12 protein-coding genes and 1 pseudogene are annotated in these 14,850 nt (G+C 28.7%); 4 read left to right on the top strand and 9 right to left on the bottom strand.

Features of this window, described 5'->3' with window-relative positions:
- From B0A78_RS13620 to B0A78_RS13590, 7 genes and pseudogenes are all read right to left on the bottom strand, one after another.
- Positions 1-588: pseudogene (locus B0A78_RS13620) on the bottom strand (hypothetical protein); the annotation flags it as partial.
- A 45-nt stretch (positions 589-633) separates the two neighbouring features.
- Positions 634-933 (bottom strand): hypothetical protein, encoded by a 300-nt coding sequence (locus B0A78_RS13615; RefSeq protein WP_097609770.1) that lies wholly within the window; start codon positions 931-933, stop codon positions 634-636.
- A 195-nt stretch (positions 934-1,128) separates the two neighbouring features.
- Complete coding sequence (locus B0A78_RS13610) at positions 1,129-2,175, bottom strand: o-succinylbenzoate synthase (protein WP_014164581.1); 1,047 nt, start codon at positions 2,173-2,175, stop codon at positions 1,129-1,131.
- A gap of 20 nt (positions 2,176-2,195) precedes the next feature.
- Complete coding sequence (locus B0A78_RS13605; RefSeq protein WP_014164582.1) at positions 2,196-3,404, bottom strand: tetratricopeptide repeat protein; 1,209 nt, start codon at positions 3,402-3,404, stop codon at positions 2,196-2,198.
- Positions 3,405-3,700: 296 nt separating this feature from the next.
- A complete protein-coding gene (locus B0A78_RS13600; protein WP_014164583.1) occupies positions 3,701-4,483 on the bottom strand; it encodes a hypothetical protein in 783 nt (260 codons plus the stop codon).
- Complete coding sequence (menA, locus tag B0A78_RS13595) at positions 4,483-5,397, bottom strand: 1,4-dihydroxy-2-naphthoate octaprenyltransferase (protein ID WP_014164584.1); 915 nt, start codon at positions 5,395-5,397, stop codon at positions 4,483-4,485. The genes B0A78_RS13600 and menA overlap by 1 nt, the downstream gene beginning before the upstream one ends.
- 408 nt (positions 5,398-5,805) lie before the next feature.
- Positions 5,806-6,645: a 1,4-dihydroxy-2-naphthoyl-CoA synthase gene (locus tag B0A78_RS13590; protein WP_014164585.1), complete on the bottom strand. Its 840-nt coding sequence runs from the start codon at positions 6,643-6,645 to the stop codon at positions 5,806-5,808.
- A 397-nt stretch (positions 6,646-7,042) separates the two neighbouring features.
- Between B0A78_RS13590 and B0A78_RS13585 the strand changes: the two genes are divergently transcribed.
- The 3 genes from B0A78_RS13585 to pepT are packed head-to-tail and all read left to right on the top strand — an operon-like array spanning position 7,043 to position 9,939.
- On the top strand, positions 7,043-7,579 hold the full coding sequence (locus B0A78_RS13585) for an IS1096 element passenger TnpR family protein (protein ID WP_014164586.1): 537 nt from the start codon (positions 7,043-7,045) through the stop codon (positions 7,577-7,579).
- A gap of 57 nt (positions 7,580-7,636) precedes the next feature.
- On the top strand, positions 7,637-8,695 hold the full coding sequence (locus B0A78_RS13580) for a nucleoid-associated protein (RefSeq protein WP_014164587.1): 1,059 nt from the start codon (positions 7,637-7,639) through the stop codon (positions 8,693-8,695).
- Positions 8,696-8,697: 2 nt separating this feature from the next.
- Entirely contained in the window at positions 8,698-9,939 is a 1,242-nt protein-coding gene (gene pepT, locus B0A78_RS13575; RefSeq protein ID WP_014164588.1) for a peptidase T, read from the top strand.
- Between the two features lie 562 nt (positions 9,940-10,501).
- On the opposite strand, the gene B0A78_RS13570 is transcribed toward pepT, so the two are convergent.
- Positions 10,502-12,529, bottom strand: coding sequence for a hypothetical protein (locus B0A78_RS13570; protein WP_097609769.1), 2,028 nt, complete (start codon positions 12,527-12,529; stop codon positions 10,502-10,504).
- A 128-nt stretch (positions 12,530-12,657) separates the two neighbouring features.
- Positions 12,658-13,404, bottom strand: coding sequence for a 3-oxoacyl-[acyl-carrier-protein] reductase (fabG, locus tag B0A78_RS13565; RefSeq protein WP_014164590.1), 747 nt, complete (start codon positions 13,402-13,404; stop codon positions 12,658-12,660).
- Positions 13,405-13,552: 148 nt separating this feature from the next.
- On the opposite strand from fabG, the gene B0A78_RS13560 reads away from it, so the two are divergent.
- Positions 13,553-14,746, top strand: a complete 1,194-nt coding sequence (locus B0A78_RS13560) for a cytochrome-c peroxidase (protein WP_249030967.1) — start codon at positions 13,553-13,555, stop codon at positions 14,744-14,746.
- Positions 14,747-14,850: the final 104 nt, after the last annotated feature.

Genomic DNA, 14,850 nt, shown 5'->3' with positions numbered 1-14,850 from the left:
ATCGATTTGAATTTTGTTTATTTTGGCTCCAAATTCAACTTGCTTTATTTCTTTCCCACGGACAATTGGGCGGATATAACTTTTGCTAATACTTACAATCCTGTTTGGAAGACTTTTGCCGGTTTTAAATATCTGAAGTTGTTGTTTGTGTACCTGATTGATAATCAAGTGTTGTTTGCTGTATTTTGTAGTGGCTTCAAATGGATTTTGTGTTTCAATACGGCTAAGTTCGTCATTGAGTTTGTACAATAATTTAAGTAATCTTCGGGTAACTTTTGTGCGATGTTTTGATTGTTTTTTTCTCTTTTTTGAATATTTTTTGTATCGCTTACACCAATCTAAATATTTAGTTCTTGGTAGTTTTATTTTAAATAAATGACATAAAGATTCCATTTGCTTATAATTCCACTCTACACATTCCCAAAGCAATTTCTGGTTTGTAGGAAAGCGCACTTCGCTCTCATAACAGGTAGCATCCGTAAGCATTTTGTCTAAATCTCCCATATAAGGAATCCAGCTCTTTGCTAGTACTTCTTGGGCTTTACGGATGGTTAAATTTTTGGATAGCTCCATTCTGATTTGACTCACGATTTTAAAGTTTTTCAATGGTTTATCAATCGGAATCAGAATGTCTCAAAAAAATGGCATAAAGATATTTCCGTTGAGAAGTTCAATTAACTTTTTATCAGAACAGCCGTAGTAGTTTTTAAGCATCATCAGAGCTATTTTACCCTTAGGGCTAAAATAACAATGAGTTCCTTTTTGAAAATCTTTCAGTTTGAAGGCTTGAGCTAGCTCTGAAAAAGGCATCGAAAGATAAATTTTTCCCAAATCTGTTTTTAAAAATTGGGCGTAAAAACCATCAAAATCTTTATTGAGGGTAAAAAATGGAATTTGGTATTGAAATTCGCTTAAACGTATTTTTTTTGCCATAGCATTTAAAGAAAAACCCCGTTTTTGACTCTTTTTGAGCTTTTTCGGGGTTTGTTTCTTCTAATATAAGACTTATTTTATTGATAAGCAAGTGTTTATGTTATTATGAATGTGCCAAAAGATTCAGCTGAAGAGTGAGTTGATCTTCCCCAAAAAAGTACCGTTTAATAATATAAAACGCTCTTTTGACAACTTTTAAAAAACATTTATAGATTTAATCTTCCACTCTAATTTTGGATTATAAGATAAAAAGCCATTCGTAACCTCTAAGGGACAATCAATATTATTAAGATACAAAGAACCAGTACCTAAACCTTGAGGCATAGGATTTTGCTTCATAAATGTATACTGAGCAATGGCATTTAAACCGATGTTGGATTCTAGTGCAGAAGTAATCCACCAACCAATATTATACTTTTTAGCCAACTGAATCCATTCATCAGTACCTTTAAATCCACCTATAAAACTAGGCTTTAATATAATATATTGAGGTTTTATTTCTAATAAAAGAGTTTCTTTCTCCTTTAATGAAAAAACACCTATTAATTCCTCATCTAGTGCAATGGGTAATTCTGACTTACTACAAATGTCTTTCATGTATTTTTTTTGCCCTTTTGTTATGGGTTGTTCTATACTATGAATAGACAAATCCGATAATTTTTGCAATTTATCAAATACTGTTGTATAATCAAAAGCTCCGTTTGCATCCACTCGCAACTCTATCTGTTCATTCGAAAAATTTGAACGAATAAATTTTAATAGTTTATATTCTTGATCAAAATCAATAGCTCCTATTTTCATTTTTATACAATAAAAGCCTTGATTAATTTTTTCTTCTATTTGTTGTTTCATAAATGCTTTATCTCCCATCCATATTAAGCCGTTAATAGGAATAGCATCTTCTCCTGTTGTAAATTTAGAAGGAAATAATTCAAAAGGATTAGAAGATTCTAATGATTGAAAAGCCATTTCAACCCCAAATTGTATTGAAGGAAATGCTAGTAATTCCGTCCAAAGTTTATCTTTTCCTAAATGAATATTCTTACAAACCCATTTTAACTTTTCTTCATAATCTGGTCGATCATCAACGGATAATCCGCGTAGTACGCCGCACTCCCCTATTCCTTTCTTATTGTCTTTTTCTAAAATTAGGTACCAAGTTTCTTTCTGATTTAAAACGCCTCTTGAAGTTCCCGCAGGACGTTTAAAATCCAATAGATGTTTTATATAAGTTGCTTTCATTTTAGATTATATTTTTATACTTAATTATATAATCTCCAAATCTTATCTAAATTTTCTTGTGGTAGAGATAACCTTTTAAATTTTTCTAAATCATTTATAGTTTTATTCTCCCATGTTTGCTTAGCTGAAATATTTTGAGATTTATATTTTTTATGAATTTCTTTAGATTTAGACACTTCGTCTAAAAACATATAAATATGGGCTAAATTTAATTTTACTTTTAATTCGCTCTTATCCTTATCTTCTGCCAAAAGTAAGGTTTGCAATGATTTCTCAAATTGGTTTGTGTACATATACATTTCAGCCAAGAGATTATAATCTAAAGAACTAGCGTATTCTGTATTAATTAATCTATTTTGAATCCAATTAATAGCTTCTTCTTCTTTTTTATTTTTAAATAAATTTTGAGCTTGTTTACAAATTAAATCATTATAAAGAGGCATAGAATTGGCCTGTTTAAAACATATTGGATCATTTTGTTCTATAAAAAAAATCTGTTCTTGTTTACTTAAATTTAAGAAATCTTGAAAACGATATTTATCCATTATCTTATTAAGCAAACCAAAAGCAATTGCATTGGATACATCTGTTTTTAAAGTTTTAGATAAAGAAGTTTGTTTAATAATCTCTAAAATAATCTCTTTATTGTTTTTAGTCCACCCTTTACTAGCTGTATAATCTACCCAAGGAATAACTTCTAATATTATTTTTTCACTCATTAACCAATTTTGATTTTTAAAAGTAAACCAAAGGTTTTTAGTGTTTTCATGTAGACAGACTGATTTTAAAGAAATTAATTTAGCATCTTTGCTTACAGGATTTTTTTGATATAAACAAGCTTTTTGTATTGATTCTGTTTTAATAAAATCATTACTAGATAATTCATCTACAAATATAGCGTACGTACATTTATCAACTCCTGAAATAGATGAAACTAAAGAAATAGCACTTCCTGTGCCTTTTCCTATAAAATAAGGATCTGGAATAGCTTTCAATACAGATGCAAGATCATTTACCATCTTTTGATTTTCGTCAAGCAATGTAATACGATACGCTATTTCAGTAGTTCCAACGGGTAAATCTTGGGTTTTTACGACTAATTTTTCGCCAGCTGAAAGATTTACTTCCTTAGTCGTCCCACGTTGATTATCCCAATAACCTGAAGGGGATTGTGTATATCCTGTAAAAAAACTCAGAGTAATAAGTATATTATAAAAATGGAATTTCATTTTAATTCATCTCAAAAATTAAAGTACGCAAACCGTATAAAAGGTAAAAAATAATTATAATACTTGTTTTTATATAAGGATAAAAACTTAACTCTAGAGTAGGCATTAGAATTTATTAGACATAAAAATGTCTTTGAATTTAAAAAAGGACTTTTTCAATGTAGTAAAACATTTACAAGAAAAATTTTCCATGTTTTTTAGATTTATCAAAAGTCTAATGCTTAATCTAGGTTAAAATCATATAGAATATGATGGTTAAGTTTGCTTTTAGATAGTTTTAAATAAAAACTAAATATTTATCCAAATATTTTTTTCCAAAGGCTCTTTTTTTCTACTTTAGATTCTGTTTCAGGTATTTTTGCAATAGGAATATCTAAGATTATTTCTCTTAGTTTTTCTTGTCTTGACAGGTTTGTTTGAGATCCAAATTGTAGACTTTGAGTATCACAGTTTTCTATGATAATATCGCTCACATCGCTTGATGATAGTAAAAAATCTTTATTTATAATACCTGCTGCTTCTAATAAACCTAGATTATTATGCCTAGCATATTCTAAGCTATCTAAAAAAATCGTAATGTGTTCACCAAAAAAAGAATTCAAATCATCTTGTACACTTCCTTTTTTACTATAATCTTGTAATAATTCTACTACTTTATTAGAAGGTATATATATTCCTCCACTTTTTTCTCCTGAAATTTTATTATTAAAATTAAGAAGTATTTCTTTTTCTTTTTTTACTATTTCTTGCCATTTTTTGGTATATCGCTCAAAATAGGATTTTTTATCTATTAGTTTTGAAAAGGAAAAATCTTTTAAATAAAAATATTTTCTAAAAAGACCTTGAACAAGGGCTATGTTGTAAGCATGGGCTTCATCAAAATTATTTTTTGACTGAGCATTTTTTGCTGCCATTTTCATTATTTCAACATAGGATTTTAAACTTTCCTCACCAAGATTAAAACGTCTACCATTTTTTACAATTTCATAATATACATGATCCAATATACTTTGAAATTTCAAATCACAATACCATTCGTTTATTTCTTTTTCTGCAATTGGATGATAACTACAATTCATTATTGATTAAAAATTAATGTTAATGATAATATTAAAGATATTAAAAAAGTACTTATTGCTAATTTTTTTAACTCAGGGTCTAATGATCTATTATCTGAGCAATTACGAACAGTCATAAGATGGCTTATCAAAGGGAAATATCCTACTAAGAAAAAGTATTGTTCCCAAGTAAAATTAGATAAGTAGCCAAATAGAAGAATTAAAATCATGGCTGTAATAATTAAAAAATAATGATATTTTTTTGCATTATTACCGCCCATTCTTACAACTAAAGTATTTTTTCCTGATCTACGATCTAATACTTCATCTCGCATATTATTCAAATTCAATACTCCTGCGCTAAGCATACCAATGGCAGAAGCGGGTAAGATGAGTAAAGCATTAAAATCTTTTGTAAACAAAAAATTAACCCCCATGGTACTTACCCAACCAAAAAAGATGAAAACAAAAATATCTCCTAATCCTCTATAGCCATACGCAAAATTTCCAACAGTATATTTTATGGCTGCTATAATAGAAACAATCCCCAATACAAGAAAAAAAAGAGAGTAATTGAGATACATATCTTTAAAAGAAAGGTAAATAAGTAAGCATGCGGATAAAAAACTAATAATAGCGGTTATATATACAGCTATTTTCATTTGTTTTGGAGTTATTTCTCCACTTGCAACCAATCTTTTTTCTCCTATCCTATTGGCGTCTGTCCCTTTTACTCCATCTCCGTAATCATTTGCAAAATTTGAAAGTACTTGAAATCCAATAGTTGTAAAGATAGCTAGTACAAAAATTCTCCAATCAAATGATTCAATAGTAGTCAATTGGCTTGTTTTATACGCATACATACTCCCTACCAAAATACCAGAAAGAGATAAAGGTAAAGTTCGTAAACGCGCAGCTTGTATCCAGTGTTTCATATTTTTTTTTTAATATAAAGAATAACTCACAATGGCAATTAGAAAAAAATGACCATTTGAATTATAATAAATAACAAAATTAATAATTCTTTTAAAATAAAAATAAAATTATAAATTTCAAAAACTCTTGTTATAGGACAAGGAAGCAATTGTAAAAAATCAAATAATTCGTTTAAATTTTAATGACTTAATTTTAAAAACTTAAAATTTATTTCTAGGAAGAATAATGATAATATGTCCAAATATAATTAAAATATACATTCTATAGACTATTATTTATATCATTTTAAACTTTCTCTATATTAATAAACTTAAAGGCTAATATAAAAAATCATAACAATATACCTCTAGCTTTTAACATTTAATATAAAAACTAGAAGTATTCTTTGGATCGGATAGAACTATATATTATGGAATATATTTTTTCTCGAAATTAGGTTTACGCTTTTCTAAAAACGCATTTCTACCTTCAATAGCTTCATCACTCATATAAGCCAATCGTGTAGCTTCACCTGCAAAAACCTGTTGACCTACCATCCCATCGTCAGTTAGGTTCATAGCAAATTTTAACATTTTAATTGAAATAGGTGATTTTTCTAGTATTTCTTGCGCCCATTCATAAGCTGTTTCTTCTAGTTCAGCATGTGGAATAACGGCATTTACCATTCCCATTTCGTATGCCTCTTGAGCTGAGTAATTTCTACCTAAAAAGAAAATTTCACGAGCCTTTTTTTGACCTACCATTTTAGCCAAATAAGCAGATCCATATCCTCCATCAAAACTAGTAACATCTGCATCTGTTTGTTTAAAGATAGCATGTTCTTTACTAGCTAATGTTAAGTCACAAACTACATGCAATGAATGTCCTCCTCCAACAGCCCATCCTGGAACTACTGCAATTACAGCTTTTGGCATAAATCGAATTAGACGTTGTACCTCTAGAATGTTCAAACGATGATATCCATCTTCGCCTACATATCCTTGATGTCCTCTTGCACGCTGATCGCCTCCACTACAAAAAGACCAAATACCATCCTTAGAAGAAGGTCCTTCGGCAGATAATAATACTACACCTATTGATGTATCTTCATGGGCATCTTTAAAAGCAACTAATAACTCTGAAGTTGTTTTTGGTCGAAAAGCATTTCGAATATCCGGACGATTAAAAGCAATTCGAGCGACACCATTACATTTTTTATAAGTAATATCTTCAAACTCTAGAGCTGTTTCCCATTGTATTTTATTCATAACAATATAGCTATTTTATTATAAATTTATTAATAATCAACTTTTTAAAAATAAAATTATACTGGTTTTTTTTACCAAGTACCTCGCAAAAATACTTCAATTTTATTGTATATAGTAATTTATAGATTATAAAATTGTTTTTCTGCTATAAAAATCTAATAGAAATAAATAGATAAAATCTTTTAAAAAAACAAAATAAAGTGCTATTAATAAGTGCTTTACAATCATAACTTCATGACAATATCTATTTATTACTTTTAAAGTGATAATTTATTTTAAACATTCTGATTTCTAAAGATTAACAAGAAGCATGAAAAAATATTATTAACAAAAGCTCATTCTAAATTTCGTTTTCTAAAATTATGGTTACCTTTGACCCTAGCAAATAATTCGTTTTATGATTTACAAATTCAGAGTTATCCTTGATGCTGAAGAGGATGTATTTAGAGATATAGCTATTGAAGAAAATGATAGTTTAGAAGATTTACATAACGCTATTGTAAATGCTTTTGGTTTTGATGGTATGGAAATGGCCGCTTTTTATACCTGTGATGATCAATGGAATCAAGATCAAGAAATTCCTTTATTTGATACAAGTGATAATCCTGGTGAAGGATTAACAATGGTCGATCATATTTTATCATCTACTTTTGATAAAAATAACACAAAGATAATCTATGTCTACGATTTTTTAAATATGTGGACTTTCTTTGTTGAGTTAGCTGCCATTGAAGAACCTGAACAAGGTATGGCATATCCTGATTTGTTATTCTCACATGGACTCCTCCCTCTTACAGCACCAGATAAAGAATTTGATGCTGAACAAGATGATTTCTATGGTGATTTTCAAGATGATTACGATGATGAAGATTTAGATATGTTTGAAGGTGACGATTCATTTAGTGATTTTGGGTTTGATGAAAACTGGAATTAATTTTTTTAAAAAAAATCAAGAACAATAAAAAAAATATTTGTTCTATTACTATAAAATATGATTAATCTTTTTAATACACAAATAGAAAACCTATCCATTCATCGTGTAGGAAATAAAAGTAGAAATGAGGCTATATTTCTATCAGATCAACCCTATGGGCTAAATGATGAAATTATGCCTTTGCTAAAAGAATTTTTCTTTAAATCATTTAGAGAGAAAGAAGAAAATTACTATCAGTTTGCACATGATGTAGATTTAGAATATAATGAGATGTACAATTTAGCAACTGAAATTTTTTCAAATCCTGCTAATATTCACGATCTTTCAAAAAAAATAACAAAACATCTTTTTGAACAATCCAACCACCCACACATAAAAAATGGAGAGGTTTATATTACATACTTAACAAACGTTTCTATTGATAATAAACCTGTAGATGCTATTGGTGTATTTAAAAGTGAAATAAAGTCAGATTTTCTTCAATTTGAAGAAAAAGGGACAAATCTTGAAATGATTTTACAACAAGGAATTAATTTGCAAAAGTTAGACAAAGGTTGTTTAATCTTTAACTATAAAAAAGAAGAGGGTTATAAAATTTTAACTGTAGATAGTAACCGTTATGATGCACGCTATTGGTTAGAACATTTCTTAAGCGTTGATGCGTTTCAGGATGAAAATTTTATGACCAAAAAATATTTAAAATTCTGCCAAGATTTTGCAAAAGAAGTTGTTTTGCCTGCTGAAGATAAAAAAGAAGAGGTTCTTTTTATGAACCGAGCAGTCAACCATTTTGCTAAAAATGATAATTTTGAAGAATCAACATTTTTAAACGATGTATTAGATAATCCTGATTTAATTTCTGAGTTTAAAAACTATAAAGTCGATAAAGGCGAAAAATATAGTATTGAAGATTTAACGAATTTCCCAATTGCTAATCAGGCAGTAACAGATGTTCGTAGGAAGATGAAAAATGTAATTGAGTTAGATACGAATATTCAAATAAAATTAGATTTTGTAAATCCCGAGAGTGCAGAAAAATTTGTTGAAAAAGGGTGGGACGAAGAAAAACAGATGTATTACTATTTGGTATATTTTAATAAAGAACAAAAATCGTAATTATGCAACATATCATAGATCGTTTTATAAGCTATGTAACGATAGATACAGAAGCTGACCCTAATTCTAATACCACGCCTAGTTCTGCTAAACAGTGGGATCTTGCCAATAAACTGGTAGAAGAATTGAAAACTATAGGAATGCAGGATGTGAGTATAGATGATAAAGCTTATATTCAAGCAACTTTACCCTCTAATATTGAACAAAAAGTTCCTACAATAGGTTTTGTTTCGCATTTTGATACTACTCCTGATTTTACAGGAGCGAACGTAAAACCACAAATAGTACAAAACTATGATGGAGGAGATATTGTTTTAAACCAAGAAAAAAATATTGTTCTTTCACCTAGTTATTTTGAAGATCTATTATTATACAAGGGTCAAACTCTAATTACTACAGATGGTACAACCTTATTGGGGGCTGATGATAAAGCTGGCATTACAGAAATTATAACTGCAATGGAGTATCTTATTCAAAATCCACAAATTAAACACGGTACTATAAAAGTTGGTTTTACTCCAGACGAAGAAATAGGACGCGGTGCAGACTTTTTTGATGTAGAAAAATTTGGATGTGACTGGGCTTATACAATGGATGGTAGTCAAATTGGTGAATTAGAATATGAAAATTTTAATGCCGCAGGCGTTAAAATTACATTCAAAGGTAAAAGTGTACACCCTGGTTATGCAAAAGGAAAAATGATTAATTCAATGCTTTTGGCTAATAAGTACATTAGTAAATTACCTAAAAAAGAAGTCCCTGAAAAGACAAAAAATTACGAAGGCTTTTTTCATGTTGTTGATATCAAAGGAAGCATAGAAGAAACAACAGTTCAATTAATTATTCGCGATCATAATCGTAAGAAATTTGAAAAACGTAAAAAGTTTGCGCAAAAAATTGCTGACAAGATCAATTCTAAATATAAAAAGCAATTTGGTGAAGATATTATAGAAATAGAAATAAAAGATCAATACTATAATATGCGTGAAAAAATTAAACCTATGATGCACATAGTAAAAATAGCAGAAAAGGCGATGAAAAATTTAGGTATTACTCCTATTATTAAACCAATACGTGGAGGTACTGATGGATCTAGGTTATCTTATATGGGGCTACCTTGTCCTAATATCTTTGCAGGAGGACATAATTTTCATGGAAAATATGAATATGTTCCCGTAGAAAGTATGCAAAAAGCAACTGATGTTATTGTAGAAATTGCTCAGTTGGTAGCTCAACAAAAATAATTTTATAAAATAAAACTATCATAAAAAGTGGTTGTCTAAAAAATGTAACTTAACATCTAGTTTCTCACTTCGCCTAAAGAGAAGTCCTATGCGAGTTGCTTCGTGTGTTCACTCTTTTTGATCCAAATGACAAGATTGCAAGCTTTTAGACAGCCACTTTTTAAAATTTATTCTATAAAAAATACAATGTTATTTTGAAACAACAAATGATTAAAGATATTTCAATTGAAGAATACAATGTAAGTAGTCATTGCATTTATTTCTTGATTTTTTATTAAGAATAAAATCTATTTTTCCTAATTTCTTTTTTATATCTTATTTTACTCTCCTCCGATCCAACACAAAATAGAATTTTAGATAAACTTAAAACAAGTTGTTAAGTTTATCTGAACTAAAAAAATATTTTATAAAAAGAATTAAGGTATTCATTTCTATTCAGATAAATCATTTTATAATTGGCAGACGCTAATTTAAAATATTATTTGATTCTTATTCTTATGGATTTATCTTTCAGTATTTTTTTAGATAGAATTGACAATATTTTATCCTTTCAAAAAACTATTTACAACAAACCATTATATTTTCTTACGAACCACTCAATACTTAATAATATAATCAATATGATTAATCCATAAAACCAATCTATTAGTGGAGATTTTTTTATAATTTCTTTTTGAGTAGGTTTGTATTTTTCTAAACTTTCTAAATGAAGAATGAGTTCATCTATTTGTTTTGGAAGATATATTTTACCTTCTGTATTTTCTGCTAATTGTTTTAATCGAATTAAATCCGCATTTACAAATTGCTTTTCTGCATCAAAATATAAAACATGAAATTTACCAAAATACTGTGTTCCTGATTGTTTTTCTTTTACTTTAAAAATGTAGTTGCCAGCATCTAAATTATCAAAGGCAACTGAAAAATCATTATTTCCTTTAACAAAATCGTATATTTTTAATTGTTTTGTGTCATTGTTTTTTAACTCAATCGTTAATTGAGCATTTTCATCGAACTCATAATTTTTATTAAAATATTGAGCTGATATTGTAACTGTTTCCCCTGAATTATAAAAATTTTCATGATTAACTACTAAATTTTTCTTTTGGGTATTTGAAGCTACGTATTGTGTCATTTTATCAAAGAAAACATCAAATTTCTCAAAAGTCTTTTCTTTTAAATAACTTTCCAATCGCCATTTCCAAATATTTTCTCCAAATAAAAATGCGTTTCTAGTTATCCCGTTTTCAGTAAAGGCTAACAAAGGGCTTTCTGTAGTTATCGTACGGATACGTGCGGTAAGTAAAATATTTGCGTCAGATTTTGGAACGATAGTCCCAAATGGATTTTCTAAAGGAGGAAATTGTTCAAAACCAAAATCATCAATAGAAAAAGAAGTAAAACTATTATTAAATTTAGCTGAATAATCTTCTTTTTGAACGGATGTTTTAAAATCAAATTGATTATAATACTGTGATAATAAATTAAAATCAGTATGAAGTCCCGTAATTACAAAAGTATTAATCTTACGGTTTTTATTTTGTTCCAAAATAGATTTGAATTCTGAATTTGGTTGGTAGAAAAACAAAACGTTAAAATCATTCAAATCCTTAATTTCTTTTGGTTTAACCATAGTTACTTTACGCTGTGCATTTGATTCTATTGCTCTTTTGATAGCCCCCAGATCGGGATGAACAATAGATGCTACTAAAGCAACCTCTGTACGTTGATCTATTATTTCTACAGCAAAGTTTTTAATATTATTGAACTTATTTTTCTCTTTTTCGGTAGAAGTAAGAACTGCTTTATAGGTATGAACTCCTACTTTATCAGCATTCAATAAAATGGATATGTTTTCTGATTTTTTCTTTGCTGAAAAAGAAACATTTTGAGTATAAATGGTTTTATCAGCCATTTGTATACTTAAATTAGCTGCTACTGATTTATTTCCTGTGTAATTCAGAAATACTTCTACAGGAAATTTATTCTTATAAAAAGCATACTTATTAGCATTTAATTGATTTATTTTTAAATCTAAGTGTTGAACGGTATCTCCTAAAATAATAGGAAAAACAGTAGCATTTTGTTGAATGTTAAAAACATAATCGCTCCCTTGTGTTTGGTTTCCATCAGTTAACAAAACGACAGGATGATTTTGTGTGCGGTATAATTGTTTTAAATTTTCAAATATTTTGTAAATGTTTGATTGTTTTCCTTTAAAATTAAGTGGCTGGTCTGTGTTTAAATCTTGATCAAAAGAAAATAATTGTACTTCGTATTTTTCTTGAAGTTTTGAATTTTTAGATATTTTTTGAGATAATTCTTTTGCTATTTTACTTTGTTTTAAAAATTCAATAGATTCAGAGTTATCAACCACTATTGGCAAAGGCGTTTTTAATGTTTCATACGTATTTTTAGTAATTATTGGATTAATTAATAATAGCAAAACCAAAAATAAGGAAGTAAAACGTAAAAAAGTCAAAAACAAATGCAAAGGTGATTTATAATTGGCTTTATATAAATATTGATAAAAAGCAATTCCAGCAGAAACTATTATTGCTAAAAGTAAAAGTAAAATTGTATTTATCGACATTTTTTAGTGATTAATAAATAGTAAATTAGTAAAGAGCAAACTTATGAAAAATCATTATTTTTACTCTTTACCATACTTCTTTATGTTAACATTCTTAGATTTGCATTCTGTTCTTATACTGAACAAAATTATGTAAGCATTCCTCCGTCTACATTTAGTACTTGTCCAGTAACATAAGTACTCATATCAGAAGCTAAGAATACACAAGCATTAGCAATATCTTCAGGTTTACCTCCTCTTTTTAAAGGAATTGTATCTCTCCAACCTTGTACCACATCCTCATTTAACTTAGCAGTCATTTCAGTTTCAATGAATCCAGGTGCTATAGCATTACAACGAATATTACGTGAACCCAATTCTAATGCAATAGACTTAGTAAAACCAATCATACCTGCTTTAGAAGCCGCATAATTTGCTTGACCAGCATTTCCTTTTACTCCTACTACGCTACTCATATTAATAATAGATCCTGCACGATTTTTTAACATCGTTTTTTGAACTACTTTAGTCATATTGAATACAGATTTTAAATTAATATTAATTACTGCATCAAAATCTTCTTCTGACATTCTCATTAATAAATTATCTTTTGTAACACCTGCATTGTTAATAAGGATATCTATTGTTCCAAATTCAGCCAAAACATCCTCTACTAACTTTTGCGCTTCATTAAAATCAGCTGCATTTGATTTGTATCCTTTTGCTTTAACTCCTAAAGCTATTAAATCATTTTCTAGAGCTAATGCGCTTTCTGCTGATGAACTATATGTAAAAGCTACATTGGCTCCATTTTTTGCAAATACTTCTGCTATCCCTTTACCAATACCACGACTGGCACCTGTAATGATAGCTACTTTTCCTTCTAATAATTTCATTTGATTTCTTTAATATGTATGATAATTTGTTTGGTTGAACAAATATAAAAATACTTTAATATTATTCTATTACATTTTAGATTTAAAATTAAACCTTTTTCGTTTTTTTTAGTCTTATATAATAGTTATTTACCTAAAAATCAGCCCTATGAAAAAAATAACCTATCTATCATTATTCTTTATTTTTACTATGTCTTGTCAATCAAATGATGAATCTTATATAGAAATTAGCCCAACAGCCGAAAATTTCCCTAATATTACGGCTACTTTTGGCAATACAATAGACTTAAAAAATCTTTATAATTACACTAATCAACTAATTCCTAATTACATAACTAAATTTAATACAAGTACAAACCCTATAACTGATAAAGGTGCAACTCTTGGAAGAGTTTTGTTTTATGACAAAAATCTTTCATCAAATAACAGCATTTCTTGCGCTAATTGCCATCAACAAGCCTATGCGTTTAGTGATCCTAAACCTGCGAGTCAAGGTGTAAATGGAACAAGTGATAGACATTCTATGCGATTAATAAACAATCGTTTTGCGAATGAAACTCATTTTTTTTGGGACGAACGTGTTTCCAGTCTAGAATTTCAAGTAACCCAACCAATACGAAATCATACGGAAATGGGATTTAGCGGTACAAATGGAGATTTAGATTTTAATAACCTGATAAGTAAATTAAATGCCATTCCTTATTACAAAGAACTTTTTAAATTTGTGTATGGTTCAGAAGAAATTACTGAAATAAAAATTCAACTTGCTTTAGCTCAATTTGTAAAAAGTATTCAATCCTTTGATTCTAAATATGATGTAGGTAGAGCTCTTGTAGCTAATGATAATCAAACATTTCCTAATTTTACAGCACAAGAAAATATAGGGAAAACTTTATTCCTTACACCATCAACATTTGACACAACAGGAAATAGAATAGGCGGAGGATTAGGTTGTTCCGCTTGTCATGCTGCTCCTGAATTTGACATAAATCCAAACAGTCGAAATAATGGTATAGGAGGATCTATTAAGGGAGGCTCTGATTTTAGCGTTACCAAAGCACCTAGTTTAAGAGATTTGGTTAAAACTGATGGGACTACAAATGGTCCTATGATGCACACAGGAATTATTACAACACTACAAGCCGCTATTGGTCACTATGGAAATTTAACAAATGCAGCTACAAACAATCCTAATCTAGATAATCGTTTAAAAACCAATGGATTTGGGCAACAACTTAACCTTAATGCCACTGAAGTAAATGCGATTATTGCTTTTCTAAAAACATTATCTGGAACAAGCGTGTATACTGATCCTAAATGGGCTACTCCTTTTAAATCTTAAACTCAAATTATGTATTAAAGGGCAAATAAATTTAAGCACTTATTAAAAATTGTAGAAGAAAGTGGTTAAACTCTGATTAGACATTAGAAATTTATTATAGATAA

It is taken from the genome of Flavobacterium columnare NBRC 100251 = ATCC 23463 (assembly GCF_002530675.1).
GTDB lineage: Bacteria > Bacteroidota > Bacteroidia > Flavobacteriales > Flavobacteriaceae > Flavobacterium > Flavobacterium columnare.
The sequence above is the reverse complement of the archived record's forward strand: the minus strand, read 5'-3'. Positions and strand labels throughout refer to the sequence as shown.

Excerpts from the sequence above, each read along its gene's own strand:
- B0A78_RS13615 (WP_097609770.1), bottom strand. The coding sequence starts at position 933 with ATGGCAAAAAAAATACGTTTAAGCGAATTTCAATACCAAATTCCATTT.
- B0A78_RS13610 (WP_014164581.1), bottom strand. The coding sequence starts at position 2,175 with ATGAAAGCAACTTATATAAAACATCTATTGGATTTTAAACGTCCTGCG.
- B0A78_RS13605 (WP_014164582.1), bottom strand. The coding sequence starts at position 3,404 with ATGAAATTCCATTTTTATAATATACTTATTACTCTGAGTTTTTTTACA.
- B0A78_RS13600 (WP_014164583.1), bottom strand. The coding sequence starts at position 4,483 with ATGAATTGTAGTTATCATCCAATTGCAGAAAAAGAAATAAACGAATGG.
- menA (WP_014164584.1), bottom strand. The coding sequence starts at position 5,397 with ATGAAACACTGGATACAAGCTGCGCGTTTACGAACTTTACCTTTATCT.
- B0A78_RS13590 (WP_014164585.1), bottom strand. The coding sequence starts at position 6,645 with ATGAATAAAATACAATGGGAAACAGCTCTAGAGTTTGAAGATATTACT.
- B0A78_RS13585 (WP_014164586.1), top strand. The coding sequence starts at position 7,043 with ATGATTTACAAATTCAGAGTTATCCTTGATGCTGAAGAGGATGTATTT.
- B0A78_RS13580 (WP_014164587.1), top strand. The coding sequence starts at position 7,637 with ATGATTAATCTTTTTAATACACAAATAGAAAACCTATCCATTCATCGT.
- pepT (WP_014164588.1), top strand. The coding sequence starts at position 8,698 with ATGCAACATATCATAGATCGTTTTATAAGCTATGTAACGATAGATACA.
- B0A78_RS13570 (WP_097609769.1), bottom strand. The coding sequence starts at position 12,529 with ATGTCGATAAATACAATTTTACTTTTACTTTTAGCAATAATAGTTTCT.
- fabG (WP_014164590.1), bottom strand. The coding sequence starts at position 13,404 with ATGAAATTATTAGAAGGAAAAGTAGCTATCATTACAGGTGCCAGTCGT.
- B0A78_RS13560 (WP_249030967.1), top strand. The coding sequence starts at position 13,553 with ATGAAAAAAATAACCTATCTATCATTATTCTTTATTTTTACTATGTCT.